Below are 26,040 nucleotides of genomic sequence, written 5' to 3'. Positions count from 1 at the left end.
ACCGGAAAGGAAAAGGCCGCCCGGAGGCGGCCTGTCCCGTTCTTTTCACGCTCGATCGACGCTCAGTAGCAGCGCTCGACCAGAACCCGGCGGTAGCCGTAGGGCGTCCAGCGCACCCGCGGGACCGTGTAGCAGCCGCCGCCGTAGCCGTAATCGTAGGCCGCCGGGGCGTAGTAGCCGCCGTAGCCGTAACCCGGATAGCCGTAGCCACCGTAGCCGCCGTAGAGGCCGCCGGCCGCGAGGCCGAGCCCGACACCGAGGCCCAGGCCGCCGAGCCCGTAGCCGTACCCGCCGCGGTAGCCGTAGCCGCCGCGCCAGCCGTAGCCCCGGCCGTAGAAGCCACGGCCGTAGCCGAAGCCGCCCGGACGGAAGCCGACGCCGCGGAAGCCGCCTCCGAAGCCGCCGTTGCGGAACCCGCCGAACCCGCCGCCGCGGAAGCCGCCGCCGAACCCGCCACCGTGGAAGCCGCCGCCGAAACCGCCGCCATGGAAGCCGCCGCCGCCGAAGCCGCGCGCGTCCGCGCTGGCCGGCGCCAAGGCCAGAGCACCCGCCGCCAGCAGGGCCGAGCCGAGCACTGCACCCTTCATCACGTCATCTCCGTGGAAACACGCCCTCTGCGGCTAAGAACGCTCGAACCGGTAAAACGGTCCAGCCCCGGCCGCGGCGCGCGGTCGCGAGACGCACCCGGCCGCGTCCGGACCCATCCGGGCGCGGCTCGGACACGAAATTCGCCGCTTTCCAGGGCGAAGGGCGGGCCGAACGAGCTTCGCCGTCCCCGACTCGCCGTCCCCGAGCTGCCTGGAACGAATGATGATGCTGCGCCCGGCTCACGCCCTCTTGATCACGCTGCTCGCCCTCGCGGCCCCGGCCCGGGCGGCCGCCCCGGCCGCGACGGAGCCCTGTCGGGCGGTCGAGGCGCAGGGTGAGACCTTCACGGTCTGCACCATCGACCTCCGGAAGCGGCGGCTGCGGCTGTTCTGGCTCCAGGACGACGGCAAGCCCTACGGCGCCCTCGGCACCCTCGCCGAGAAGCAGGGCGGTCGCCTCGCCTTCGCGATGAACGCCGGCATGTACGACAAGGACCAGGCGCCGGTCGGCCTCTACGTCGAGAACGGGCACGAGCTGAAGCGCGTCTCCACGGCGGACGGGCCGGGCAATTTCCACCTGAAGCCCAACGGGATCTTCTGGCTGAAGGGTGAGCGCGCCGGGGTGGTCGACACGTCCCGCTACCTGCGGGCGAAGATCCGGCCGGATTTCGCCACGCAGTCCGGGCCGATGCTGGTGATCGACGGCCAGATCCACCCGAAGATCGCCGCCGACGGGCCGAGCCAGAAGATCCGCAACGGCGTCGGCGTGCCCGGCGACGGGCACGTGGCGATCTTCGCGATCTCAGAGCGCCCGGTGACCTTCGGCGCCTTCGCGCGGCTGTTCCGCGACGATCTCGGCTGCCGCAACGCCCTGTTCCTCGACGGCTCGGTCTCCAGCCTCTACGCGCCGAACCTCGGCCGCACCGACATCAGCCGCCCTCTCGGGCCGCTGGTCGGCGCGCTGCCGCGGTGAGGGCCGCCCTCAGCGCTGGCCGAAGGCCGTGTCCTTGAACAGGTCCTTGTACTCCCGCGGCTGCGAGCGCCAGTACTGCTTGGGGGCGCGCACCCGGGCACCGAGCTCGGCCGCCGCGTGCCAGGGCCAGCGCGGATCGTACAGCATGGCGCGGGCGAGCGAGATCGCGTCCGCCCGGCCCTCCTGCAGGATCGTCTCCGCCTGCCGGGCCTCGGTGATCAGCCCGACCGCGATGGTGGTGAGCCCGGTCTCCGCCTTGATCCGCTCGGCGTAGGGCACCTGATAGCCCGGCCCGAGCCTGATCGCCTGCTTCGGCGAGACGCCGCCCGTGGAGACGTGGATCGCCGGCGATCCCGCCCGCTTGAGCGCCTGGGCCAGCTCCACCGTCTCGTCGAGATCCCAGCCGTCCTCGACCCAGTCGGTGGCCGAGACCCGCAGCCAGACCGGGCTGCCGGCAGGCACGACATCCCGCACCGCGTCGTAGACCTCGAGGGGGAAGCGCATGCGGTTGGCGAGGCTGCCGCCGTATTCATCTGTCCGCTTGTTGGCGATCGGCGACAGGAACTGGTGCAGCAGGTAGCCGTGGGCGCCGTGCAGCTCGACGGCCTCGATACCGAGGCGCACGGCCCGCTTGGCGGTGGCCACGAACTGGTCGCGGACGCGCTTCAGGTCGGCGGCGTCGAGGGCGTGGGGCGGGACCTCGCCCTCCCCGTGCGCGACCGCCGAGGGCGCCTCGGTGCGCCAGCCGTAGGCGTGCTCCGGCGGGATCTGCTGGCCGCCGGCCCAGGGGGCCTCGCTGGAGGCCTTGCGCCCGGCATGGGCGATCTGGATGCAGACCGGGACCGGCGCGTACTCGCGCACGGCGTCGAGCACCCGGCCCAGCGCCCGCTCGCAGCCGTCGTTGTAGAGGCCGAGATCCCAGGCGGTGATCCGCGCCTCCGGGGAGACCGCGGTGGCCTCCAGGGTCAGCAGGCCAGCCCCCGACATGGCGAGCTGGCCGAGATGCATCATGTGCCAGTCGGTCGCCTCGCCGTCCCGCGCCGAGTACTGGCACATCGGCGCGACGAGGATGCGGTTCTCGAGCGTCAGCGCGTCGAGCGTCAGCGGTTCGAACAGGCGAGCGGTCATCGGCAACTCCTGGTGGAGGGTTCACTCTGGCCCAGGACGGGCGCGGCGGCCAGTGCGGTGCGGCAGAGCACCTCTGCGGGCGGGCGTTGCGGGAACTTGCGGATGTGGCCGCCCGTTTCCTGGCCTGTCGCCGCATCGCGGCAATCGACGCGAACCGCCTGAGGGGGCGAGATCGCCCGAGGTCCAGATGATGCTCACCAGACTCGCCGTCCCGCTCGCCCTGGCCGCCGGCTGCGCCGCCCTCGCGGGCACCGCCCAGGCCCAGCCTGCCGCCTTCGGCGGCCCCAAGATGCTGATCCACGGGAATTACTGCGGACCGGGCAACAACGCGCCACTCCCGCCGATCGACGCCCTCGATGCCGCCTGCGCCCGCCACGACGCCTGTACGCCGAACGGAGGCCTGCCTTCGGAGGCCTGCAATCTCCGCCTGCAACAGGAGGCGACGCTGATCTCGCGCGATCCGCGGCAGCCGCAGGATGTCCGGTCCCTCGCCGGCCTCGTGGCCGCCACCGCGACGCTGATCCCGTCCGAGCCGAACGCCCGGCGCGTCCCGGCCTCGGTCACCACGGGTCCGACCGCGGGGACCTACGCGCCCGCCCTGACGCAGCCGGCGCCGACGGTCGATATCGACACCGACGACGACGGCGCTGACGCGGATTGAGGCGGATTGAGGCGGGCCGCGATCGCCCGTCAACGCGCAAGCGGCGCGGTCCGGCACCCTACCGGTCCGCGCCGATCCCCCGGTCCTTCAGGCTGTCGCCGATCTCGTCGAGGGCCGCCGCGTCGTCGATCGTCGCCGGCATCGTCCAGGGCTCGTGATCGGCGATGCGCTTCATGGTGGCCCGCAGGATCTTGCCCGATCGGGTCTTGGGCAGCCGCGGCACGGTCAGCGCCAGCTTGAAGGCCGCCACCGGGCCGATCTCGTCCCGCACCTTGGCGACGAGTTCCCGCTCGATCGTCTCGGTCGGCCGGGCGACGCCGGCCTTCAGCACCACGAACCCGCAGGGCACCTCCCCCTTCAGCGCGTCGCGGATGCCGATGACCGCGCATTCCGCCACGTCCGGGTGGCTCGCCAGCACCGCCTCCATGCCGCCGGTGGACAGCCGGTGGCCCGCGACGTTGATGATGTCGTCGGTCCGTCCCAGGACCGTGATGTAGCCGTCGGCGTCGATCACCCCGGCATCCGACGTGTCGTAGTAGCCCGGGAAGGTGGCGAGGTAGCTCGACCGCATCCGGTCGTCCGAGCCCCAGAGCGTCGGCAGGCAGCCGGGCGGCAGGGGCAGGCGGATCGCGATGGTGCCCATGGTGCCCGCCGGAACCGGCTTGCCGCCCTCGTCCAGCACTTCGACCCGGTAGCCCGGCATCGGCACGCAGGTGCTGCCGTGCTTCACCGGCAGGAGGCCGAGGCCCATCGGGTTGCCGGCGATCGGCCAGCCGGTCTCGGTCTGCCACCAATGGTCGACCACCGGTCGGCCCAGCACGCGCTCGGCCCAGGCGACCGAGTCGGGATCGGCGCGCTCGCCCGCCAGGAACAGGCTGCGGAAGGCCGAGAGGTCGTGATCGGCGATCCGGGCGCCCTTCGAATCCTCCTTCTTGATCGCCCGCAGGGCCGTGGGCGCGGTGAACAGGCAGACCACCCCGTACTCGGCGACCACCCGCCAGAAGGCGCCGGCATCGGGCGTGCCGACAGGTTTTCCCTCGTAGAGGACCGTGGTGCAGCCGTGCAGGAGCGGCGCGTAGACGATGTAAGAGTGGCCGACGACCCAGCCGATGTCGGAGGCGCAGAAGTAGGTCTCGCCGGGCTGGACGCCGTAGAGGTTCGGCATCGACCAGGCCAGGGCGACGAGGTAGCCACCGGTATCGCGGACCACGCCCTTCGGCTTTCCGGTCGTGCCGGAGGTGTAGAGGACGTAGAGCGGGTCGGTGGCGGCGACCGGCACGCACGCCGCGCTCCGCCCCGCCGTCCGGGCGGCCGCCACGGTCTCACCCCAGTCGCGATCCCGGTCCGCGACGAGGGTCGCGGGCCCTTGCGGGCGCTGGAGGATCAGGCAGGCCTCCGGCTTGTGCCGCGAGGCCGCGATCGCCGCGTCGAGGAGCGGCTTGTAGGCGACCACGCGGTTCGGCTCGATCCCGCAGGAGGCGGCGAGCACCACCTTCGGCGCCGCGTCCTCGATCCGCACCGCCAGCTCGTTGGCGGCGAAGCCGCCGAACACCACCGAGTGGACCGCGCCGAGCCGGGCGCAGGCCAGCATGCCGAACAGCGCCTCGGGCACCATCGGCATGTACAGGATCACCCGGTCGCCCTTGCCGACACCGAGGTCGGCCAGCACGGCGGCCAGCACCGCCACCTCGTCGCGCAGCGCCCGGTAGGTGATGCTGCGCTTGGTCCCGGTCACGGGCGAGTCGTAGCGGATCGCCACCTGATCCGCCCGGGCCCCGTCCGCGTGGCGGTCCACCGCGTTGTGGCAGGCGTTCAGGGTGCCGTCCGGGAACCAGCGTCCGTAGGGGCCGGAATCCGGCGCGAAGGCCCGCTCCGGCGCCCGCGCCCAGTCGAGGGCCCGCGCCGCACCGAGCCAGAACGCCTCGGGGTCGCGGCAGGCCGATTCGTAGATCTCCGGGTAGCGGCCCGGCAGGCTGGCTCTCGTCATCGGTTGGGCGTTTCCTCGCGGACCGCTCTCCGGCGGCGGGCCGCAGAGTAGCCCATTCTGGCGCGCGCGGGAGTGACCACCGGAGAGAAGGCCGCGCCCAGGTCGCGGTGGCCGAGGCCGGACGTCCGCCAAAAGAAAACCGCCGCACCGGGGCTCCCGATGCGGCGGTCGTCAGCTTGAATTCGCTATCGGATTGGACGTCTCAGGCGTCAGTGCAACGTGTCGTTGCCCGCCTGAAGCTTGTTGATCTCGTCCTTGAGCAGGAGTTTCCGTCGCTTCAGCTCGGCGATGTGGAGGTCGTTCGCCGAAGGTCTGTGGATCGCTTCCTGAATCTCGCGCTCGAGGGCTTCGTGCTTCCGGGCGAGTTGGTTCAGATGCGTCTGCAGCGACATGAGTCGAATCTCCTGTCATCGTTTCGACACAACGAGATTGGCACAGGATGCCGGACCTGTCGAAGCGTTTTCTGCTGCTAAGTCTGATGATTGCTTACCGCGCCGCCTTGTCCGGCGCCGGAGCGTGACGCATGCTCTCGGGCGACGAACGGTCTTCGGGTTCTCAGGTGACGATGGCGGACGAGGCGGGTGAGGGTGCGCAGTCGGACCTCCTGGGCGAACTGGCGCGGCTGCGCGAGGAGCACCGGGATCTCGACAGCGCCATCGAGGCGCTGGAGCGCAGCGTCGCCGGGGACCAGCTCCAGATCCAGCGCCTGAAGAAGCGCAAGCTCACGCTGCGCGACCGCATCTATCACATCGAGGACGCGCTCACGCCGGACATCATCGCCTGATGCCGGTGGACGCCCTCCGGCCCCGCCTTGCCGCGGGCCCGCGCCGCCTGTAAGCGCCCTCTTTTGCCGGGATCAACGATGGCGTCGCCTCCTCCGGTCGCGATCATCATGGGCAGCCAGTCCGACTGGGCGACCATGCGTCATGCCGCCGAGACGCTCGACGCGCTCGGCGTACCGTACGACGCGCGCATCGTGTCGGCCCACCGCACGCCGGACCGGCTCGTCGCCTTCGCCAAGGGCGCGGTCGCAGCTGGCCTCAAGGTGGTGATCGCCGGTGCGGGCGGCGCCGCGCACCTGCCCGGCATGGCGGCCGCGATGACCCGCCTGCCGGTCTTCGGCGTGCCGGTGGAGTCGAAGGCCCTCTCCGGCCAGGACAGCCTGCTCTCCATCGTCCAGATGCCGGCCGGCATCCCGGTGGGGACCCTGGCGATCGGCCGGGCCGGGGCGGTGAACGCGGCCCTGCTCGCCGCCGCCGTCCTGGCGCTGACCGATCCGGACCTGGCGGAGCGCCTGGAGGCGTGGCGCGCGGCCCAGAGCGCCTCGGTGGCCGAACGGCCGGTGACGGAAGAGAACGCGTGACGGACAAGATCCTCGGCCCCGGCTCCATCCTCGGCATCGTCGGTGGGGGCCAGCTCGGGCGCATGATCGCGCTCGCGGCGGCCGATTACGGCCTCAAGGCGCATGTCTACGCGCCCGACGCGGACAGCCCCGCCTTCGACGTGGCCGCCCGGACCACCTGCGCGGCCTACGACGACGCCGCGGCGCTGGCGGATTTCGCCCGCGGCGTCGACGTCGTGACCTACGAGTTCGAGAACATCCCGCACGCCACCGCCGACGTCCTCGCCCGGCACGCCGCCCTGCACCCGAACGCGCGCGCGCTCTCGACCACGCAGGACCGGCTCTCCGAGAAGGAGTTCATCAACGGCCTGGGCATCCCGACGGCGCCGTTCCGGGCGGTGGACACGCCCGACGACCTCGACCGGGCGATCGAGGTGATCGGCCTGCCGGCCGTGCTCAAGACCCGCCGCTTCGGCTACGACGGCAAGGGGCAGCGCATGCTCCGCGAGCGGGCCGAGGGCGACCGCAACGCCCTGTTCGCCGAGTTCGGCGGCGCGCCGCTGATCTTGGAGGGCTTCGTGCCGTTCGAGCGCGAGGTCTCGGTGGTGGGCGCGCGCGGGCGCGACGGCAGCTTCGCGGCCTACGATCTCTGCGAGAACGAGCACCGCGACCACATCCTCGCGCTGACCCGGGTGCCGGCGCCCGGCGTGTCCGCCGAAACGGGTCGCGCCGCCGTCGAGATCGCCCGGCGGATCGCCGACGCCCTCGACTATGTCGGCGTGCTCGCCGTCGAGATGTTCCTCGTCCGCGAGGACGGGGCGGAGCGGCTGGTGGTCAACGAGATCGCGCCCCGGGTGCACAATTCCGGCCACTGGACCAGCGAGGGCGCGCTGACCTCGCAGTTCGCCCAGCACGTCCGCGCCGTCTGCGGCTGGCCGCTGGGCGATGCGGGCCGGGTCGGCGGTTTGCCCGTCGAGATGCGCAACCTGATCGGCGCCCAGGCCGACGACTGGCACGCCCTGCTGGCCGAGCCCGGTGCCCACCTGCACCTGTACGGCAAGGGCGAGGCGCGCCCCGGCCGCAAGATGGGCCACGTCACGCGCTTCGGGCCGGGTCCGACCGGATCCTGAGGCTTCGAGGGCACACCCGCGTCGCCGCGTGATCGCCGGAGGGCCGTCCGCGGCCCCGCGGAACGGTCGAGCCATACCTTCGCCACATCCCGCCGCTTCCACGACAGTGTGGTCGGTTCCGTATGCTGTCGCTCGAACCCGCCCGCACCGCTCGGTCCCGCCGGGACCGGCGGGGGCCGGATCACGACGCGGCGCTTCTTAAGCCGGCCTTCACCGTGATGCGCGACGGTGCCCCGAACTCGGGCGTGCCCGGCGCTCGGCGCGGGCTCTTGGACTGTGAGGGGCGGGGCGGGCGCGCGCGGAGCGGGCGACGCCTCGGGGAGAGTGGGGCAATGAACGTACGCAACCGGCTGGGACGGAAGACGGCACTGATCGGCGCGGCCTTGGTCTCGGCTGCCGGCCTCGCGGGCTGCGAGACCGTCGGCAGCGCGGCCGGTCCGCGGCAATACGCGGTCCTGGAGAAGGACACGACTGGCGCCACGAACGTCAACATCGCCTCCCTGACCGAGGTCGTGCAGCGCAACCCGAACGACGCGGCGGCCTACAACACCCGCGGCGCCGCCTACGCCCGCGCCGGCCAGTTCAACGACGCCATCGGCGACTTCACCAAGGCGATCCAGCTCGATCCGAACTCCGCCTCCGCCTACAACAACCGCGCCCTGGCGAACCGCCAGATCGGCCGCGACGGCCCGGCGCTGCAGGACTTCTCCAAGGCGATCGGGATCGATCCGAATTACGGGCCGGCCTATATCGGCCGGGCCAATGTCGAGCGCGCGCAGGGCAACCTCGACCAGGCGCTGAACGACCTCAACGTCGCGATCCGCCTGAGCCCCGAATCCGCGCAGGCGTACCATGCCCGCGGCCTCGTGAAGCAGAAGCAGGGCCAGGACACCCAGGCGATCGCCGATTTCGACGCCGCCATCGACCGCGACCCGTTCGTGGCCGCGCCCTACGCGGCCCGCGGCCAGAGCCTGATCGCGACCAACCAGTACGCGAAGGCGATCGAGGACTACAACGCCGCGCTCAACGTGAACGCCAAGGACGCCACCTCCTGGGCCTATCGGGGCCTCGCCTACGAGAAGCAGGGCCAGCGCAAGGAGGCGATGGAGAACTACCAGCGCGCCTCGACGATCGACCCCAACAACACCGTCGCGCGGGCCGGCCTCGGCCGCGTGCAGGGCGGTGTCGGCACGCTGTTCAACTGATCGCTCCGTCATCGCGGGGAGCGGAGCGACGAAGGGCAGCGCGACACGTTCGAGCGTGGCGCCGCCGGATCGCTTCGCTCCGCGAGCGGAGACGGTGCCAGCGCCCGAGGCGAACTACGCCGCTAGCAGGCCGTTCTCGTCCTGCGTGATCCGGCGCAGGTGGTGGGCGGTGTCGCCGAGCTGGTACTCGATCATGGCGAGCCGCTTGAAGTGGTGGGCGCCGATATACTCGAGCGTCATGCCGATGCCGCCGTGGAGCTGGACCGCCTCCTGGCCGACGTAGCGGCAGGCCTTGTTGATCTGCACCTTCACGGCCGAGAGGGCCGCGGCCCGCGCCCCCGCGTCCGGCGTGTCCACCATCATGGCGGCGTAGAGCGCCATGGAGCGGGCCTGCTCAAGCTGGATCAGCATGTCGACGGCGCGGTGCTGCAGCGCCTGGAACGAGCCGACGCTGACGCCGAACTGCTTGCGGGTCTTGAGGTACTCCACCGTGAGCTTGTGGAGCGCGTCCATGGAGCCGACCGCCTCGGCGGCGAGCGCCGCGATCCCGTGCTCCACCACGCGCTCCAGGAGCGGCAGGCCGCCCTCCGGGTCGCCGAGCGCGGCGTCGGCCGGGAGCGTCGCGTCGGAGAAGGACACCTCGGCGGCCCGGCCGCCGTCCTGGGTCGGGTAGGCCTCGATGGCGACGCCCGCCGCGTCGGTCGGGACGAGGAACAGGCCGATCCCGCTCGGGTCGCGCCGCTCGCCCGAGACGCGGGCCGAGACCACCATCAGGCCGGCCGCGTCGGCATTGGGCACGACGCTCTTCGCCCCGCTCAGCACGTAGCCGTCGCCGCTGCGACGGGCGGTCGTCGCCACGTCGGCGAGGTCGTAGCGGGACTGGCGCTCGGTGTGGGCGAGGGTCAGGCGGAGGTCGCCGGCGACGAGTCCCGGGACGAGGCGCTCCCGCTGCGCGGCGCTGCCGCCGAGCCGCAGGGCCGTCGAGCCCAGCACGAGGCTCGCGAGCAGGGGCTCGACCACGAGGTTGCGGCCCACCGCCTCCATGACCAGCATGGTCTCGACCGGGCCGCCGCCGAGGCCGCCCTCGTCCTCGGAGAAGGGCAGGCCGGCGACGCCGAGTTCCGCGAAGGCCGCCCAGCCGTCCTCGGGGAAGCCGAGGGGCGCCTTGAGCCGCGCCTGCCGGCTCTCCAGCGACGGGTAGAGGTCGGCGGCCAGCCGCTCGACGCTGTCGCGCAGGAGCGACTGGTCCTCGTTCAGGTCGAAATCCATGGTGTTCCCTCGCGGATGTCGTCGGAGGCGCCCGGCACCTCAGGATGAGGGGGAGGACGGGGCGAGGCGACCGCTCACAACCCCAGGATGCCCTTGGCGATGACGTTGTGCTGGATCTCGTTCGAGCCGCCGTAGATCGAGACCTTGCGGTTGTTGAAGTAGCTCGGCGCCGCCGCGTCGACCCAGTCGAAGCCGCCGGGCAGGTTGTTGGCCCCGGCCCCGCGCGCGGGCGCCGCCAGGGCGAAGGGCCCGGCGAGCTCCACCAGCAATTCTGTCGCCGCCTGCTGGAGCTGCGAGCCGCGGATCTTGAGGAGCGAGGAAGCGGGGTCCGGCTCCACCGAATCCGCCCTTCCCTGCTTGGCCGCCACCCGCATCTGGGTGATCTCCAGGGCCTTCAGCTCGACCTCGACCTCCGCGACGCGGGCGCGGAAGGCGGGATCGTCCCACATCGTGCCGGACCCGGCCGGCATCTCGCGGGCCAGCCGCTTGATGCGGGCGATCCGCTCCTTGGTCAGCCCGATCCGGGCGATGCCGGTGCGCTCGTTGGCGAGCAGGAACTTCGCGTAGTCCCAGCCCCGGTTCTCCTCGCCGACGAGGTTCTCCACGGGCACGCGCACGGCGTCGAAGAAGACCTCGTTGACCTCGTGCCGCCCCTCCAGCGTCAGGATCGGCCGCACGGTGATCCCGGGCGTCGTCATGTCGATGAGCAGGAAGGAGATGCCGCGCTGCTTCTTGGCCTCGAAGTCGGTGCGCACCAGGCAGAAGATCCAGTCGGCGTGCTGGCCGAGCGTGGTCCAGGTCTTCTGGCCGTCCACGACGTAGTGGTCGCCGTCGCGCACCGCCCTGGTCTTCAGCGAGGCGAGGTCCGAGCCGGCGCCCGGCTCCGAGAAGCCCTGGCACCACCAGTCGTCGAGGTTGGCGGCGCGCGGCAGGAAGCGCGCCTTCTGGTCCTGCCGCCCGAAGGTCGCCAGCACCGGGCCGAACATGTAGCAGTTGAACTGCTGCGGCAGCGGCACCGCCGCCTGGAACAGCTCCTCGGTGTAGATGTAGCGCTGGATCGGGGTCCAATCCCGGCCGCCCCATTCCTGCGGCCAGTGCGGCACCGCCCAGCCCTTGGCGTTGAAGATCCGCTGGCTCGTGACGTAGTCCTCCTTCGAGAGGCTGCGCCCCTCCGAGACCTTTTTCCGGATCTCCGCCGGGATTTCTTCGCGGCAGAAGCTCCGGACCTCGTCGCGGAACGCGATCTCTTCCGGCGTAAAGCGGAGATCCATCGTCAGCCTCCGATCTCGAACAGGCCGACGCAGCCCTGGCCGCCGGCGACGCACATGGTCACGACGGCGTAGCGCGCGCCGCGGCGGCGGCCCTCCAGCAGGGCGTGGCCGACAAGCCGCGCCCCCGACATGCCGAACGGGTGGCCGACCGCGATGGCGCCGCCGTTGACGTTGACCTTCTCGGGGTCGATCCCGAGCGTGTCCCGGCAGTAGACAGACTGGGACGCGAAGGCCTCGTTCAGCTCCCACAGGTCGATGTCGACGACGCGCAGGCCCTGGCGCTCGAGGAGCCGCGGCACCGCGAAGACCGGGCCGATGCCCATCTCGTCCGGCCCGCAGCCCGCCGAGGCGAAGCCCCGGAAGATGCCCAGCGGTTCGAGGCCGCGCCGCGCAGCCTCGTCGGCCGACATCAGCACGCTGGCCGAGGCCCCGTCCGAGAGCTGGCTGGCATTGCCCGCCGTGATGAAGGCCCCCTCCCCGCGCACGGGCTTGAGCTTGGCGAGACCCTCCAGGGTCGTGTCCGGGCGGTTGCCCTCGTCCTTGGCGAGCCGCGTCTCGACCTCCCGGGTCTCGCCGGTGGCCTTGTCGGTCACCGCCATGACGGCGCTCATCGGGACGATCTCGTCGTCGAACAGCCCGCGTTCCTGCGCCGCCGCGGTCCGTCGCTGGCTCTCCAGGGCGAAGTGGTCCTGCGCCTCCCGGGAGATCCGATAGCGCTCCGCCACGATGTCGGCGGTCTCGATCATCGGCATGTAGATCGCCGGCAGATGCGCCTCCAGCCACGCGTTGCGGGTCAGCTCCCGCTGGACCTTCGGCTGGACGAGGCTGATCGACTCGACGCCGCCGGCCACTGCCACCGGCACACCGTCGAGGATGATCCGGCGCGCCGCGCTGGCGATCGCCTCCAGGCCCGAGGCGCAGAAGCGCGAGACGGTGACGCCGGCCGACTCGACCGGGATCCCCGCCACCAGGGCGGCGTGGCGGGCGACGTTGCCGCCCGTGGCATTCTCGGGATAGCCGCAGCCGAGCACCACCTCCTCGACGGCCGCGGGCTCCAGGGACGCCCGGTCCAGGGCGCCGCGGATCGCGTGGGCCGCGAGGTCGGCGCCGCGGGTGAGGTTCAGCGCGCCGCGATGCGCCTTGCCGATGGGCGTGCGGGCAGTCGAGACGATCACCGCGTCGGTCATGATCGCTCTCCCGCTCAGGCGTTCTTCAGGCCGGCGAAGCTGCCGCCCTCGGCGGCGAGCTTCTTCAGGAGCGGCGCCGGCTCCTGGCTGTCGTCGCCGGTCTCGGCCGCGAAGCGCGACAAGGCTTCGACGACGGTCTTCAATCCGACCGTGTCGGCCCAGTGCATCGGGCCGCCGCGCCAGGCGGGCCAATTGTAGCCGTTGATCCAGATCGTATCGATGTCGCCGGGCCGGGCCGCGATGCCCTCCTCCAGGATCCGCGCGCCCTCGTTGACCATCGGGTACATGAGCCGCGCGACGATCTCGTCGGCCGTGAAGCTGCGGCGCGCGACGCCGTGCTCGGCGGCGACGCGCGCGATCAGCGCCTCCACCTCCGGGTCGCGCGTGCCGGCGCGGGCGCCGTCCGGGTAGAGATAGAAGCCGCGGCCGGTCTTCTGGCCGAACCGGCCCTGCTCGGCGAGCGAGTCCGCCACCGGCGCCCGGCCGCCGAAATCCTTGCGCGAGCGCCAGCCGATATCGAGCCCCGCGAGGTCGCTCATGGCGAAGGGGCCCATCCGGAAGCCGAACCCGGTCACCGCCGCGTCGACCTCGTGCGGCAGCGCGCCCTCGAGCAGCAGCCGCTCGCCGGCCCGGCTGCGGCGCTCCAGCATGCGGTTGCCCACGAAGCCGAAGCAGACCCCCACCGTCACCGGCAGCTTGTTGAGGCGCTTGCCCAGGTCTTGGGCGGTGGCGAGGACGTCCGGCGCGGTTCTCTCCGCACGGACCACCTCCACGAGGCGCATGACGTTGGCCGGGCTGAAGAAGTGCAGGCCGAGCACGTCCTGCGGCCGGTTGGTCACCGCCGCGATGGCGTTCACGTCGAGGTAGGAGGTGTTGGTGGCCAGGATCGCGCCGGGCTTGGCGACCTGGTCGAGTTTGGTGAAGATCTCGCGCTTGACGCCCATGTCCTCGAAGGCCGCCTCGACGACGATGTCGGCCTCCCCGGCGTTCTCCAGGCCGAGCGCCCCCGTGATCCGGCCGACCCGCTCGTCGCGCTGGGCCTCGGTGATCGAGCCGCGCTTGGCCGAGCCGGCGTAGAGCCCCCTCACCCGGTCGAGGCCACGCGCCAGGGCGCCCTCTTCCGTCTCGATCACCGTCACGGGGATCCCGGCATTGGCGAAGCACATGGCGATGCCGCCGCCCATCGTGCCGGCGCCGATCACCGCGGCCGTGCGGACGGGGCGGCGCGGCGTGTCCTTCGGCAGGCCGGGCACCCGGCCGGCCTCGCGCTCGGCGAAGAAGGCGTAGCGCAGGGCCTTCGAGCGCGGATCCTCCACCAGGGTGCGGAACTCTGCCCGCTCTATCGCCACGGCGGCATCGAAATCCTGCTCCAGGCCCGCGCGCACCGCCCGCGCCAGGGCGTGGACGTTGGTGGCGTCGGGATCGCGCTTCACCGCCTCGGCGGCCTGCGCCTCGAATTTTTCCCGTGCTTCCGGCGTCAGCGTCTCGGACCGGTCGCGCGCGCGTGGCAGGGCGCCGGAATCGGCGAGTTCCAGGGCGCGGGTGCGCGCTTCCGCGACGAGGTCGCCGAGCACCACGGCGTCCACGATGCCCAGCGCCGCCGCCGTCTCGGCGGAGACCGGCTCGCCGGTGAGCATCATCGGGAAGGCGGCGTCGGGCCCGATCAGGCGCGGAAGGCGCTGCGTGCCCCCCGCCCCCGGGATGATCCCGAGCTTGATCTCCGGCAGGCCGATCCGGGCCGACGGGGCCGCGACGCGGCCGTGGCAGGCCATCGCCAGCTCCAGGCCGCCGCCGAGGGCCGCGCCGCCGATCGCCGCCACCACCGGCTTCGGGCTGGCATCGAGCCGGTCCAGGATGTCCGGCAGGCTCGGCGGGCGCTGCGGCTTGCCGAACTCGCCGATATCGGCGCCGCCGACGAACACCTTGCCCTCCGCGGCCAGGACGACGGCCCGGACCGACGCGTCCGCGATGGCGTTCGTCAGGGCCTCGTCGAGGGCCGCCCGCAGCGCGGCGCCCAGCGCGTTGACCGGCGGGTTGGCGAGCGTGAGCACGGCCACGCCGCCGTCGACCTCCTGACGAACCACCCGATACTCCCTGTTGTTCTGCAATGCAGAATAAATGTCCGCATTTCGGCGGGATGTTGGTCCGAGTGCCCGCCAGCGTCAAGGATGGGCAGGGTCTGTCATCGGGGTGCAGCCAACTGTTCTGCAGTGCAGAAAAGCGTCGCCTCGGCCGTTTGACCCGCGGCCCGGGGCCATGCCATCACAACGGCCCTTAACGAGACTCGGTTGCGGATGCCGCCCGGCGCGCGAAGGCCGGGCCGCCGGAGGCACGGGGGAGGATCGCGGTGCGCGGCAAGGATCGGGGCGAGCGGCCCGGGGGCGCCTGTCCGGCGCGGGTTCCGGCAGCGGGGAGCGGGCGGTGAGCGACGGTCCCGAGCGCGACCCGGGCGGGCGCCTGCCCGAGATCCTGCGCGGCCGGCTCGCCCTGCCGGTGATCTGCGCCCCGATGTTCATCGTCTCCGGCCCGGAGCTGGTCATCGCCCAGTGCCTGTCCGGGGTCGTCGGCTCCTTCCCCGCGCTGAATGCCCGGCCGGCCGAACTCCTCGACGCGTGGCTCGCGCGGATCACGCAGACGCTCGCGGAGGCCCGCGCCGCCGACCCGTCGCGGCGGGTCGCGCCGTTCGCGGTGAACCAGATCGTCCACGCCTCCAACGACCGGCTGGCGCAGGATGTCGAGGCCTGCGTGCGGCACCGTGTGCCGATCATCATCACCTCCCTGCGGGCGCCGGACGCGGTGATCCGCCCGGTCCACGCCTATGGCGGGGTGGTGTTCCACGACGTCACCAATGTCCGCCACGCCGAGAAGGCGCTGGAGGCCGGCGTCGACGGGCTGATCCTGGTCTGCGCCGGGGCGGGCGGCCACGCGGGGACACTGAGCCCCTTCGCCCTGGTGGGCGAGATCCGGCGGTTCTACGACGGGCCGCTGATCCTGTCGGGGGCGATCACCTCGGGCTCCGCGATTCTGGCGGCCCAGGCCATGGGTGCCGACCTCGCCTACATGGGCACCCGCTTCATCGCCACCCGGGAGGCGAACGCGGCGGCGGCCTACAAGGACATGATCGCCGGCAGCGCGGCCGCCGACATCCTCTACACCCCCTACTTCACCGGCGTTCCGGGCAACTACCTGACGCCGAGCATCCGCGCCGCCGGGCTCGATCCCGAGGCCCTGCCGGTGCGCGACAAGACCGCGATGGACTTCGGCAGCGCCAGCGTGAAGGCGTGGCGCGACGTCTGGGGCGCCGGCCAGGGTGTCGGCACCATCGCGGACGCGCCGGCGACCGCCGACCTCGTCGCCCGGCTCGCCCGGGAATACGCGGCGGCGCGGGCGCGGACGGCCGGCCAGTCCGCGGACTACGTTGCGGACCGCGACGGCGGTGCCGTTCCGTGAGCGTCCGCCTCGCCGATCCGGAGCCCGGGATCCGGCTCGTCACGATCGACCGGCCGGACCGGCGCAACGCCCTCGACCGGGCGACCTACGCGGGCCTGACCGACGCCCTGGAGGCCGCGGGACGGGACGCGGAGGTGCGCGCCCTGGTCCTCACCGGCGCGGGCGGCTGCTTCACCGCCGGCAACGATCTCAAGGATTTCCAGGACGTCGAGACCGGGGGCGACAGTCCCGGCCTCACCTTCCTCAAGGCCCTGCGCGCCTGCCCGCTCCCGGTCGTGGCCGCCGTGGAGGGCCACGCGGTCGGCATCGGCACGACGCTGCTGCTCCACTGCGACCTCGCCTACGCGGGGGACGGGGCACGGTTCCGCCTGCCCTTCACGGCCCTGGGCCTCAGCCCGGAAGGCGGGTCGAGCTACCTTTTGCCCCTGGTGGCGGGATCGAAGCGCGCCGCCGAGCTGCTGATGCTCGGCGAGCCCTTCACGGCCGCGGACGCCGCCGCGGCCGGCCTGATCAACGCCGCCGTCCCGGCCGGGACGGCCCTGGAGACCGCGCTCGCCAAGGCGCGCGCGCTCGCCGTCCTGCCTCGGGTCTCGATCGCCGCCACCAAGCAGGCGCTGCGGCGCGGCCACGACGACAGCGTCGCCCGCGCGCTCGACGCCGAGGCGGAGGTCTTCCACGCTCTCCGCCGCGGTCCGGCGGCGCAGGCGGCCTTCGCGGCGTTCCTGCGCCGATGAGCGGGCGGATGGAGGTGGAGGCCGGCCCGCGCGCCGGATCCGACATCGGGCTCGACACGGCCGAGCCCGACGCGGCCGGCGCCGGCGCGAAGGAGGACCGGCACTTCGTCACGGCCCTGGCCCGGGGGCTGTCGGTGCTCGCCTGCTTCGGCCCGGGGCGCACGAGCCTCGCCAACCACGACATCGCGGAGGCCTGCGGCCTGCCGCGCTCCACCGTGTCGCGGCTGACCTACACGCTGACCAAGCTCGGCTACCTGCAGCACATGGCCGAGCTCGGCCGCTACCGGCTCGGCACCGCCACCATCGCGCTGAGCTCGGCCGCCCTGGGCGGCCTCGACGTCCGCGCCATCGCCCGGCCGGTGCTGCGCGCGGTTGCGGAGGCGGCCAACGCCTCGGTCGGCCTCGGGGTGCGGGACCGGCTCAGCATGCGCTACGTCGACTGCCAGCGCGGCCCGGCGGCGATCTCGCTCAACCTCGACACCGGCTCGCGCATCTCGCTGGCCCGCAGCGCAATGGGCCGCGCCTACGTGGCGGTCTGCCCGGACCGGGAGCGCGCGGGCATCTACGAGGACCTGAAGGCGCTGGATCCCGTGGCCTGGCCGGTGCTGCGCGCCGGCCTCGACCGCGCGGTGGAGGAGCACCGGGAACTCGGCTGCTGCACCTCGTTCGGCGAGTGGCAGGAGACGGTCTGCGCCATCGCGGTGGGGTTCCATCCCGGCGGCGGGCTGCCGCCCATGTCGGTCAATTGCGGTGCCCCCACCGTCATCACCGACGCGCGCTTCCTCCTGGAGGTGGCGCGCCCGAGACTGATCGACGCCGTGCGCAGCCTCGACGGCGTCATGGGAGCCTGAGGACCATCGCGATGGATGCCGTTGCCGACCTGCCGCTCGCCGGAATCCGCGTCCTCGACCTGTCCCGGGTCCTGGCGGGACCCTGGTGCGCGCAGGTGCTGGGCGATCTCGGCGCCGACGTGATCAAGGTGGAGCACCCGGAGCGCGGCGACGACACCCGCGACTGGGGCGTGCCGACGAGCCCCGGCAACACCTCGTATTTCGACAGCGTGAACCGCAACAAGCGCTCGATCGGCGTCGACCTCGCCACGCTGGAGGGGCTGGCGATCGTCAAGGCGCTCGCCCGCGAGAGCGACGTGCTGGTCCAGAACTTCAAGACCGGCGGGGCCGAGAAGCTCGGCCTCGGCTACGCGGACCTGTCGGCGGAGAATTCCGGCCTGATCTACTGCTCGATCGCCGGCTACAGCTCCGACGGCTCCGAGGCCGGCCGGCCCGGCTACGACCTCGTGGTCCAGGGCGAATCCGGCGTGATGGCGCTCAACGGCGAGGCCGGGGGACCGCCCCTCAAGTTCGGGGTCGCGGCGGTCGACCTGTTCACCGGCCAGTTCGCCGCCCAGGCGGTGCTGGCGGCCCTGTACCAGCGGGAGCGGACCGGGCGCGGCCGGACCGTCGACCTCGCCCTGTTCGATTGCGGCGTGGCGCTGACCTCCTATTACGGCCTGGAGGCGCTCGCCCGGGGGATCGATCCGCCCCGCTACGGCAACGCCCACCCGTCGATCGTGCCCTACGGGGTGTTCGAGGCCGGCGACGGGCCGGTGGTGATCACGGTCGGCAACAACGGGCAGTACCGCCGCTTCTGCGAGCAGGTGCTGGAGCGGCCGGACTGGGTCGCGGACCCGCGCTTCGCCACCAACCTCGACCGGTCGCGCAACCGCGCCGCCTTCATCCCCGTGCTCGAGGCCGAGCTCGCCAAGTGGGAGCGCGCGCCGCTGATCGCCCGGCTCCGGGCGGCGGGCATCCCCTGCGGCGAGGTGATGGGCCTGCGCGAGGCGCTCACCTGCGACCGCGCCCGGGAGGCCGGGCTGGTGGTCGCGGCACCGGGGACGGCATCCGCGACCGCCCACGTCATCGCCCCACCCTACCGGCTCGACGGCCGCCGGCTGCCGGTGCGGCGCATGCCGCCGGGCCTCGGGGATTCGAGCGCCGAGATCCTGGCGGAACAGCTGGAGTATCCCGAGGACGCGCGCGACGCGCTGCGGGCCAAGGGCGTGGTCCGGTAGTCAGGCCGTCGCCGGCCGGCGCGTGACGTGGGCTAGCGCAGCACGCCCTCGGCGAGGGCCCGCTGGATGCCCCGGACATCCGCGCCCTTCTTCAAGGTCCGCTGGATCGGCTCCGCCGCCCCCGAGACCCAGATCTTCAACTCGGCGTCGAGGTCGAACGTGCCGGCGGTCTCGACCGAGAAACGCACGATCGCGCGGTACGGCACCGACAGGAACTCGACCTTGCTGCCGGTCACGCCCTGGACGTCGATCAGGATGACGCGGCGCTCGGTGAACACGAACACGTCCCGGATGATCTTGAAGGCGAGCCGCGCCGTCTCGCCCTCGATCAGGATGCCGTCGAGCCGGCGCTCCAGGGAGGCCGCGTCGACGGCCGAGCCGTGTCCGAGCAATCCGTCCAGTAGGCCCATGGCCGCTCATCTCGTGCTGGTCCGCGTCGATGCCGAGGATGGCGCCTGAGCGTCGCCGCGGCAACCGCCCGCCGTCAGGCGCAGGTCGAGGCGTCCGACGGCCTGTCGGGCCGGCACCGGGCGTCGAAGCTTCGCGCGAGCTCGGCGAGGCTGACGGAACCGAGCCGCGCGACCAGGAGCGCCTCGGCCTCGCGCAGCGTGTCCTCGACCGCCGCGTTGACGACCTTCTCGACCGCGCAGGCCGGGTTCGCGCGATCGCTGCCGATCGCGAAGATGCGGGGGCCGCCGACCGCGCGGTGGACGTCGAGCAGCGAGACCGCGTTCAGGTCCGCCGCGATGGACCATCCGCCGCCGTGCCCCTTCTCGGATTTCACGTAGCCCGCGTTCCGGAGCCCGGCCATCGTCCGCCGGACGACCACCGGGTTCGTCCCGAGCATCCGCCCGATCGCCTCGGACGTCATCGGTCCGTCGTGGCGGGCCATGTGAAGCAGCACATGGAGCGTCCGGGAGAGGCGGCTATCGGTGCGCACCCGCCGATCCATCACACCGGGCCCGGGATTGGCAACCGTGCCGCATCACGATACTTATCAAGTTACGTGATAGAGCGGAGCCGAAGCGGTGCGCGAGTTCGAGAACCCCGATCGGTGGGACAAGGTCGCCGAGCACTACGAGACGACCGCCCACCCGTTCACGGCGCGCTTCGCCGAGGCGGCGCTCGCGCGGGTGCGGCTGACCGAGAGCAGCCGCGTCCTCGACGTCGCGGCCGGCACCGGCGCCCTCGCGCTGGCCGCGGCGCGGACGGGGGCGCAGGTCCTCGCGGTCGATTTCGCGCCCGGCATGGTCGCGCGCATCGCCGGCGCGGCCCTGCCCAACGTCGACGCGCGGGTCATGGATGGCCAGGCCCTCGACCTGCCCGACGGCGGTTTCGACGCGGTGTTCTCGATCTTCGGGGTGATCATGTTCCCCGACTGGCGGAAGGGCCTCGCCGAGATGGCGCGCGTGACGCGACCCGGGGGACGGGGCGTCGTCGCGACGTGGCAGGATCAGGGCGCGGCGACGTTCCTGCTGCTCGGCGAGATCCGCCGCCGGCTGTTCCCCGAGCGCGAGAGCCGGGCGATGCCCGACGGGGTGCGGGCGCTCGGCGATCCGGCCGGCTTCGCCCGGGAACTGGTCGCGGCCGGGTACGCGGCCCCGCGGATCGACCGCGTGACCTTCGACTACGCGCTCGACGTCGCCCTGCTCGACGACCCCGACACGGTGTTCGGCCTGTCGCCGGACTGGGTCGACCTGAGCGCGGACGACCGGGCCGCGGTGATCGCGGAGGCGCGGCGCATGGCGGCCGGACGACCCGTCCTGCCGATCCCCTCCACTGCCCTGATCGGCGTCGCGGAGCGCTGAGCGCCGCTTCGCGCGGGGCCCGGCGCCTCAGCGGGTCTCGCGCGCGTCCGCGAGCCGCGCCCGCGCGTCGTCCAGAACCCGGGTCAGGGCCGCATCCCACGTGACCCGCGGCTGCCAGCCGGTGGCGGCGTGGAGGCGGCCGGCATCGCCCGCGGCCAGGGGGATCTCGGTCGGCCGTACCCGCTCCGGGGCGATGCGGATCTCGAACGGCACCCGGGCCCGGGCGCGCAGGTCCTCGAGGACGCTGGCGATCGTCCGCGGCTGGCCCGAGCTGATGTTGAACACGCTCCCGTCCGCCAGGGAGTCCGCGCGGCCGATCAGGTCGGCGTAGGCGTTCGCCACGTCGGCGACGTCGAGGAAGTCGCGGTAGGACGAGAGGTTGCCGACCTCCAGGCAGGGCGGCACGAGGCCGGCCTCGATCCGGGCGATCTGTCCCGCGAAGGAGGCCACGACGAAGCGTTCATCCTGGCCGGGACCGATATGGTTGAACGGCCGCAGCACGACGAGCTTCACGCCGATGCGGGGCAGCAGGTCGCGGAGCAGCTGCTCGCCGACCCATTTCGACCGGGCGTAGGTGTTGCGCGGCAGCGGCTCGACCGCCTCGCTGAGGGCGTGGCCGGCGAGGAACGCGCTGCCGTAGACCTCGCCGGAACTGACGAAGAAGAAGGTGCAGCCCGGCACCGCCTCCACCGCGGCCACGAGGTTCATCAGGCCGTTGACGTTGACCCGCCACGTCTGGCCCGGGCCGCTCGCGGAATCCGCCACCGAGGCGAGGCCCGCCAGGTGCAGGATCGCGGTCGGCCGGAACCGCGCCACGAAGCCGCCGAGCGCGGCCTCGTCGAGGAGGTCGATCGCCGCGTAGGTTACGCCCTCCGGCAGGCGCGGCGACCGCCCCCGCCCGATCCCGGCCACGCAGTCGCCCGCCCGCGCCGTCGACCCCGCCGTCGCCCCCGCCAGGAGCGGCAGGACGTGGCCGCCCACGAAACCGGCCGCCCCGGTGACGAGGACGCGCCGCGGGGCCGGGCCGCCGGACCCGTGGGGAGAGGGCGCGCTCACGGCGCGATCCGGGCGGGGAGCGTCACCTAGCCCGGGTTCCGGGTTCCCCAGCGCACGCCCATGCTGCCCTGCCCGGCCCCCGGCGAGCTGCCGGCATCGGCGCCGATCGCCGGGCCGGAGGCGGTCTTCGGCCGGTGCTGCGAGCCGGCCGCCAGGGGCTGCGACGCCAGCGTGTCGGGCACCTCGGACAGGACTTCCTCGTCACGATCGGTGGCGAACTGGCCCGCCTTGCGGAAGGTCCAGAGATAGCCCGGCACCACCGCCTCCGCGGCGGTCGGCGTGATCCCGATTCCCTCGAAGGTCCGGCCCTCGGCCTTGGCGGCCTCCGAGACGACGTTGTCGTTCTGGAGCAGCGTGACCTGATCGCGGGTCAGCTTCAGCGAATCCGGCAGCAGGCCGAAGGTCAGCGTGTCGGCGATCTCCAGCATGCGGGCCTGGAGCTTGGCCGCCGGCACGGGCAGGTCCACGACGACCCGCTTCCGCCGGATCGTCTTCAGCATGTAGCGCACGAAATGCTCCAGCGTGCCCACCTCCGGGCCGCCGAGCTCGTAGACCTTGCCGGGCGCCAGGGTGCCGTCGACCGCGCGGGCGATCGCCTCGGCGACGTCGCCCACGAAGGCCGGCTGGAAGCGGGACTGGCCGCCGGCCAGCGGCAGGACCGGGAGCGCCCGGGCGAGGCCGGCGAAGCGGTTGAAGAAGCTGTCACCCGGCCCGAAGATCAGCGAGGGCCGGAACACGACCGCGTCCGGGCAGGCGGCGAAGACCCGCGCCTCGCCCTCCGCCTTGGTGCGCGCGTAGAGCGACGGCGAGGCCGGATCGGCGCCGATCGCCGAGACCTGGATCATCCGGGCGCCCTGGCGCGCCGCGGCGCGGGCGATCGCCTCGGCCCCGTCGACCTGCAGCCGCGCGAAGCTCTGGGAGCCGGTCTCCTGCAGGATGCCGACGAGGTTGATCAGCACGTCCGACCGCTCGGCGGCCCGGGCCACCGAGTCCGGGTAGCGCAGGTTCGCCTGGACGGCGACGATCTGGTTGACCTTCCCGAGCGGCTGCAGGAACAGCGCGAGGTCCGGCCGGCGCACCGCGACGCGGATCCGGTAGCCGCGCTTGGCCAGAGCCCGCACCACGTGCCGGCCCAGGAAGCCGGAGCCGCCGTAGATGGTCACGAGCTGGTCCTGCGGGCGCAGGGGGCCCGGGGCGGCGGCGGAATGCGTCTGCTCGCTGGTGTGCGCCGTCGCGGACGCCGTCGTGTTGTCTTGGCCGCTCATCGCCGTGGTCTCGAGCTCCTCGCGCGCCTCGGGGCGCCGTCAGGCGGCCTACTTAGCCTAACTTCGGCGCGATGGGAGCCGCCGAATGCGCCGCCGCGCCATTCCGGTGAACAGCGCTGGGCGGATGATCGCGGCCGAGGGACCGCGCGCCGGCTCGCGGGAGGCTGATCACGGGGCTGGAACGGGTGCCGCCGCCGTGCATTCTTCCCCACCATACGGCCCTGCCGAATCGCGCGGATGGGACGCGCCGGGGACTTCGATGATTGTAGGGATGCTCGTTTCCGCGGCGATCGCGGTGCTCGGTCTGCTGGTGGCGCTCGGGTACGTCGGCCACCCGATCGACGCGCAGCTCGTCAGCAACTACGGCTGGAGCATCCTGATCATCGGTGTCGCGCTGTTCGTGCTGTTCACCTGGGCCCGGTACAGCCGGACGCGCCGACGGCGCTCCGTCTGACGCCCGGCCTCAGGCGACCTTGATCCGGCGGCGCATCTCCCGCGCCACGGCCGGGCGCGCGCTCGGCCGGCCGCTGACCGCCCGCGGGGCACCGACGATGAGGCTCTGGCGCTCGCGCGCGATGAACGCCGTCGGCATCTCGGCCTGGAGGTCGGCCTCCATGTCGCGCAGCGCCGTGTCGGAATGGGCCGGGTGCAGGTGGATGATCCCGAGCGCCTTCACGCCGGCGTTCCGGGCGAGCTCCACGCCCTTCTGCCAGGTCGAGTGCCCCCAGCCCCGGCAGGTCGGATATTCCCCGTCGGTGAACATGCCGTCGTAGACCATCAGGTCGGCGTCGGCGACGAAGGCGGCGAGCTCCGGATCCGGCCACGGGTCGCTGTGCTCGATGTCACTGATCAGGCACAGGCGTCGGCCGCCGTGCTCGAACCGATAGCCGACCGATCCCTGCGGATGGTTCAGCAGGATCGTGGCGACGCGCGTGCCGTCCGGGAAGGCCAGGGTCTGACCCGCCTCGAAGCCGTGGTGGTGAAAGGTGCAGCACAGCTTGTCGAGCGTAACCGGGAAGAGCGGCGGCGCGAACAGGCGGTCGAGGGTCGGCCCGGCCGATTCGCCACCGAGGTTGCCGCAATAGGTGTTGATCACCCGGTCGGGATCGAGGACCGCCGGCTTGAAGAAGGGCAGACCCGCGGTGTGGTCGAGATGCAGGTGGCTGAACAGCAGGTCGACTTCCTGGGGCAGATCGGTCCGGTGACCCTGCCCGAGGTTGTAGATGCCCGAGCCCGCGTCGACGATGAACATGCGCTGGCCGCACCGCACCTCGATGCAGGGCGTGCTGCCGCCGAACTCGGCGTATTGCGGGCCGCTGACGGGCGTCGAGCCGCGGACGCCCCAGAAGCGCAGTGCGAGGTCCTGGTCGGCCGCCAGGATGGTCGGCTCGGAACTGTTCGACATGGCGATCACGAATCCGCGGACAGTCGGTCCCGATCACTTATGATCGAAACCCCGTCGCCGTTCCGGGAAGGTAGCTTTGAATACGGCAGGCCGACGGAGCAGGTGTACCGCTCATCCCCTGCCGTATCATGAATTGGTGTGCCGCACGCGGTCGTGATGTGCGTCCGCGCACACGCACGGGCCGCCGCGAAGGGCCTTCGCATGCTCAGAGGGGCTCCGCGGCGGCCAGGAGACCGGCCGGCGACCCGGCCAGAATCGGGCGGCCGGTCGCCGATCCGGCGAGTCCCGCGGCCAGCCAGGACGGGAGTGCGTCGCTGTACCGCGTCGGGAGCGGCGCGACCAGGGCCCCGAACGGGTCAGGCGCCCGCTCGTAGACCGGCACGAACCCCGCCATCTGCCGCGGCGACAGGCCCGATCCGGGCGCGGCCCAGCCGGCCCAGACCGTCTCGGGCACCGGGCGATGGACGCGATGGCCGGGCACGACCACCACCTCCTGCCCGGCGAAGGCCAGGGCCTCCGGCCGGCTGATGTCCCCCACCGCGCCGCCCCGGGCCGTGTAGGCCGCCCAGAAGGCGTTCTGCCCGCCGTCGGAATAGGTGGTGCGCACGGCGGGCTCGCCCGCCTCGGCGAGCGCGGCCATCCGCGCCTCCTCGACCGCCCGGCGGGTGGTGACGGCCGCCTCGACGGCGGGATCCCGGGCGGGCGCGAAGGCGTACCGGCCCGCGACGACCGAGACCTGCAGCTCCTCCCGGCTGGCCTCGAACCGGTCGGAGCCGGCCTTGAGCTCCCGCCAGAAGGCGATGTTGGGATCGGTCCGGTGGCGGGCCATGTTCTCGGCCGTCATCCGGAACGGGTAGGACTGGAACTGGAAGGCCGCCTGCCCGCCGTTCAGCGCGTCCCGGGCGATGGCGTAGATCTCGCCGACCGTGCCGTTGGTCATGGCGAAGCAGCCCATGGACGAGCAGATCCCGTGCACCATCACGGCGGAGCCGGTGCCGCCATGGGCCCGGTCGTAGGCGTTGGGATAGCCGACGTCGAAGGACAGATAGTAGTGCGAGTTCGGGTTCATCTGGCGCCGGGGCACGGCGTAGAACCCCTCCGGGGTCTGACGGTCGCCGGTCTTGCGCTTGGGCCCGAGCTGGCCGGACCAGCGGCAGATCGGGAAGGTCTTGATGTAGACGTAGCCCGCGGCGCCCTTCTTCCAGACCTCGATCTCCGATTCCTTCTTGTAGGCCCGGAACAGGACCGGCGAGGCGGCCGTCACGCCCTTCTGCGCCATCAGCGCGAGGGTCGCGGCCGGAATCGGCGCCTCGGCCTTGCCCGCCTGCGCGGCGGCCGGGCCTGCGAGGGCCAGCAGAACGAGGCCGGCGGCGAGGGGAAGCGAGGTCGACAGGGGCATGAACCGTCCGCGCTGGATCGGCCGGGATGGCTGCCGGACGGGCGCGGCCTCGCGACCTGACGGAGTATTGCGGCGGCCGTGAGGCTGCGCGTCCGGTCCGCCCGTCGCCCCG

At 72.7% G+C, this 26,040-nt stretch carries 26 protein-coding genes; 12 read left to right on the top strand and 14 right to left on the bottom strand.

Annotated elements, in window-relative coordinates; genetic code table 11:
* Positions 1–62: 62 nt before the first annotated feature.
* A complete protein-coding gene (locus C4T42_RS16745; protein WP_020092410.1) occupies positions 63–587 on the bottom strand; it encodes a hypothetical protein in 525 nt (174 codons plus the stop codon).
* A gap of 223 nt (positions 588–810) precedes the next feature.
* Between C4T42_RS16745 and C4T42_RS16740 the strand changes: the two genes are divergently transcribed.
* Positions 811–1,560, top strand: a complete 750-nt coding sequence (locus C4T42_RS16740) for a phosphodiester glycosidase family protein (protein ID WP_103985541.1) — start codon at positions 811–813, stop codon at positions 1,558–1,560.
* Positions 1,561–1,569: 9 nt separating this feature from the next.
* Here C4T42_RS16740 and C4T42_RS16735 read toward each other — a convergent pair whose 3' ends face one another.
* On the bottom strand, positions 1,570–2,688 hold the full coding sequence (locus C4T42_RS16735; RefSeq protein WP_103985465.1) for an NADH:flavin oxidoreductase/NADH oxidase: 1,119 nt from the start codon (positions 2,686–2,688) through the stop codon (positions 1,570–1,572).
* 187 nt (positions 2,689–2,875) lie between these two features.
* Here C4T42_RS16735 and C4T42_RS16730 point away from each other — a divergent pair, with 187 nt between their 5' ends.
* Complete coding sequence (locus C4T42_RS16730; RefSeq protein ID WP_020092407.1) at positions 2,876–3,349, top strand: hypothetical protein; 474 nt, start codon at positions 2,876–2,878, stop codon at positions 3,347–3,349.
* Between the two features lie 58 nt (positions 3,350–3,407).
* Here C4T42_RS16730 and C4T42_RS16725 read toward each other — a convergent pair whose 3' ends face one another.
* Positions 3,408–5,336 carry a propionyl-CoA synthetase gene (locus C4T42_RS16725; protein WP_103985464.1) on the bottom strand — a complete coding sequence of 643 codons (1,929 nt, stop codon included), beginning with the start codon at positions 5,334–5,336 and terminating at the stop codon, positions 3,408–3,410.
* Positions 5,337–5,545: 209 nt separating this feature from the next.
* Entirely contained in the window at positions 5,546–5,728 is a 183-nt protein-coding gene (locus C4T42_RS16720) for a DUF465 domain-containing protein (protein WP_012318068.1), read from the bottom strand.
* A gap of 131 nt (positions 5,729–5,859) precedes the next feature.
* Here C4T42_RS16720 and C4T42_RS16715 point away from each other — a divergent pair, with 131 nt between their 5' ends.
* The 4 genes from C4T42_RS16715 (at position 5,860) to C4T42_RS16700 (ending at position 9,013) form a co-directional block, all read left to right on the top strand.
* Positions 5,860–6,120, top strand: a complete 261-nt coding sequence (locus C4T42_RS16715; RefSeq protein ID WP_081636461.1) for a DUF465 domain-containing protein — start codon at positions 5,860–5,862, stop codon at positions 6,118–6,120.
* A 78-nt stretch (positions 6,121–6,198) separates the two neighbouring features.
* On the top strand, positions 6,199–6,699 hold the full coding sequence (gene purE / locus C4T42_RS16710) for a 5-(carboxyamino)imidazole ribonucleotide mutase (RefSeq protein WP_020092404.1): 501 nt from the start codon (positions 6,199–6,201) through the stop codon (positions 6,697–6,699).
* On the top strand, positions 6,696–7,808 hold the full coding sequence (locus tag C4T42_RS16705; RefSeq protein WP_020092403.1) for a 5-(carboxyamino)imidazole ribonucleotide synthase: 1,113 nt from the start codon (positions 6,696–6,698) through the stop codon (positions 7,806–7,808). Before purE ends, C4T42_RS16705 begins: the two co-directional genes overlap by 4 nt.
* Positions 7,809–8,140: 332 nt before the next feature.
* Entirely contained in the window at positions 8,141–9,013 is an 873-nt protein-coding gene (locus tag C4T42_RS16700; RefSeq protein WP_020092402.1) for a tetratricopeptide repeat protein, read from the top strand.
* Between the two features lie 114 nt (positions 9,014–9,127).
* Here the strand turns inward: C4T42_RS16700 and C4T42_RS16695 are convergent, their stop codons facing one another.
* The 4 genes from C4T42_RS16695 to C4T42_RS16680 all read right to left on the bottom strand — a co-directional run bounded on the left by C4T42_RS16695 (position 9,128) and on the right by C4T42_RS16680 (position 14,824).
* Positions 9,128–10,282, bottom strand: coding sequence for an acyl-CoA dehydrogenase (locus C4T42_RS16695; RefSeq protein ID WP_020092401.1), 1,155 nt, complete (start codon positions 10,280–10,282; stop codon positions 9,128–9,130).
* Positions 10,283–10,356: 74 nt separating this feature from the next.
* The gene (locus tag C4T42_RS16690; protein WP_103985463.1) at positions 10,357–11,553 is read right to left on the bottom strand and encodes an acyl-CoA dehydrogenase family protein; all 1,197 of its coding nucleotides are present in this window, start codon (positions 11,551–11,553) and stop codon (positions 10,357–10,359) included.
* A 2-nt stretch (positions 11,554–11,555) separates the two neighbouring features.
* A complete protein-coding gene (locus tag C4T42_RS16685; protein WP_103985462.1) occupies positions 11,556–12,740 on the bottom strand; it encodes an acetyl-CoA C-acyltransferase in 1,185 nt (394 codons plus the stop codon).
* A gap of 14 nt (positions 12,741–12,754) precedes the next feature.
* Positions 12,755–14,824 carry a 3-hydroxyacyl-CoA dehydrogenase NAD-binding domain-containing protein gene (locus C4T42_RS16680; RefSeq protein ID WP_103985461.1) on the bottom strand — a complete coding sequence of 690 codons (2,070 nt, stop codon included), beginning with the start codon at positions 14,822–14,824 and terminating at the stop codon, positions 12,755–12,757.
* 337 nt (positions 14,825–15,161) lie between these two features.
* Between C4T42_RS16680 and C4T42_RS16675 the strand changes: the two genes are divergently transcribed.
* Genes C4T42_RS16675 through C4T42_RS16660 form a run of 4 tightly spaced genes read left to right on the top strand, consistent with a single transcriptional unit; the run spans position 15,162 to position 18,995 of the window.
* Positions 15,162–16,190 carry a nitronate monooxygenase family protein gene (locus C4T42_RS16675; RefSeq protein WP_181049179.1) on the top strand — a complete coding sequence of 343 codons (1,029 nt, stop codon included), beginning with the start codon at positions 15,162–15,164 and terminating at the stop codon, positions 16,188–16,190.
* Complete coding sequence (locus tag C4T42_RS16670) at positions 16,187–16,924, top strand: enoyl-CoA hydratase-related protein (protein WP_020092396.1); 738 nt, start codon at positions 16,187–16,189, stop codon at positions 16,922–16,924. The genes C4T42_RS16675 and C4T42_RS16670 overlap by 4 nt, the downstream gene beginning before the upstream one ends.
* Positions 16,921–17,775, top strand: coding sequence for an IclR family transcriptional regulator (locus C4T42_RS16665; protein WP_234080995.1), 855 nt, complete (start codon positions 16,921–16,923; stop codon positions 17,773–17,775). Before C4T42_RS16670 ends, C4T42_RS16665 begins: the two co-directional genes overlap by 4 nt.
* Positions 17,776–17,786: 11 nt before the next feature.
* Positions 17,787–18,995 carry a CaiB/BaiF CoA-transferase family protein gene (locus C4T42_RS16660; RefSeq protein WP_103985460.1) on the top strand — a complete coding sequence of 403 codons (1,209 nt, stop codon included), beginning with the start codon at positions 17,787–17,789 and terminating at the stop codon, positions 18,993–18,995.
* Between the two features lie 32 nt (positions 18,996–19,027).
* Here C4T42_RS16660 and C4T42_RS16655 read toward each other — a convergent pair whose 3' ends face one another.
* The gene (locus tag C4T42_RS16655; RefSeq protein WP_020092393.1) at positions 19,028–19,405 is read right to left on the bottom strand and encodes a PH domain-containing protein; all 378 of its coding nucleotides are present in this window, start codon (positions 19,403–19,405) and stop codon (positions 19,028–19,030) included.
* Between the two features lie 74 nt (positions 19,406–19,479).
* Positions 19,480–19,935 (bottom strand): Rrf2 family transcriptional regulator, encoded by a 456-nt coding sequence (locus C4T42_RS16650; protein WP_020092392.1) that lies wholly within the window; start codon positions 19,933–19,935, stop codon positions 19,480–19,482.
* 88 nt (positions 19,936–20,023) lie between these two features.
* Here C4T42_RS16650 and C4T42_RS16645 point away from each other — a divergent pair, with 88 nt between their 5' ends.
* Positions 20,024–20,803 (top strand): class I SAM-dependent methyltransferase, encoded by a 780-nt coding sequence (locus tag C4T42_RS16645; RefSeq protein WP_020092391.1) that lies wholly within the window; start codon positions 20,024–20,026, stop codon positions 20,801–20,803.
* A gap of 27 nt (positions 20,804–20,830) precedes the next feature.
* On the opposite strand, the gene C4T42_RS16640 is transcribed toward C4T42_RS16645, so the two are convergent.
* Both C4T42_RS16640 and C4T42_RS16635 read right to left on the bottom strand, forming a co-directional pair.
* Positions 20,831–21,859, bottom strand: coding sequence for a GDP-mannose 4,6-dehydratase (locus tag C4T42_RS16640; RefSeq protein WP_020092390.1), 1,029 nt, complete (start codon positions 21,857–21,859; stop codon positions 20,831–20,833).
* Positions 21,860–21,885: 26 nt separating this feature from the next.
* Complete coding sequence (locus tag C4T42_RS16635; RefSeq protein WP_020092389.1) at positions 21,886–23,124, bottom strand: complex I NDUFA9 subunit family protein; 1,239 nt, start codon at positions 23,122–23,124, stop codon at positions 21,886–21,888.
* 271 nt (positions 23,125–23,395) lie between these two features.
* Here C4T42_RS16635 and C4T42_RS16630 point away from each other — a divergent pair, with 271 nt between their 5' ends.
* Positions 23,396–23,578, top strand: a complete 183-nt coding sequence (locus tag C4T42_RS16630; RefSeq protein WP_020092388.1) for a hypothetical protein — start codon at positions 23,396–23,398, stop codon at positions 23,576–23,578.
* Between the two features lie 9 nt (positions 23,579–23,587).
* On the opposite strand, the gene C4T42_RS16625 is transcribed toward C4T42_RS16630, so the two are convergent.
* Positions 23,588–24,529: an MBL fold metallo-hydrolase gene (locus C4T42_RS16625; protein WP_020092387.1), complete on the bottom strand. Its 942-nt coding sequence runs from the start codon at positions 24,527–24,529 to the stop codon at positions 23,588–23,590.
* Positions 24,530–24,734: 205 nt separating this feature from the next.
* Positions 24,735–25,928 carry a murein L,D-transpeptidase family protein gene (locus C4T42_RS16620; RefSeq protein WP_020092386.1) on the bottom strand — a complete coding sequence of 398 codons (1,194 nt, stop codon included), beginning with the start codon at positions 25,926–25,928 and terminating at the stop codon, positions 24,735–24,737.
* Between the last annotated feature and the right edge of the window lie 112 nt (positions 25,929–26,040).

Origin of the sequence: Methylobacterium sp. 190mf (assembly GCF_900107945.1) — a bacterium.
Lineage (GTDB): Bacteria > Pseudomonadota > Alphaproteobacteria > Rhizobiales > Beijerinckiaceae > Methylobacterium.
The sequence above is the reverse complement of the archived record's forward strand: the minus strand, read 5'-3'. Positions and strand labels throughout refer to the sequence as shown.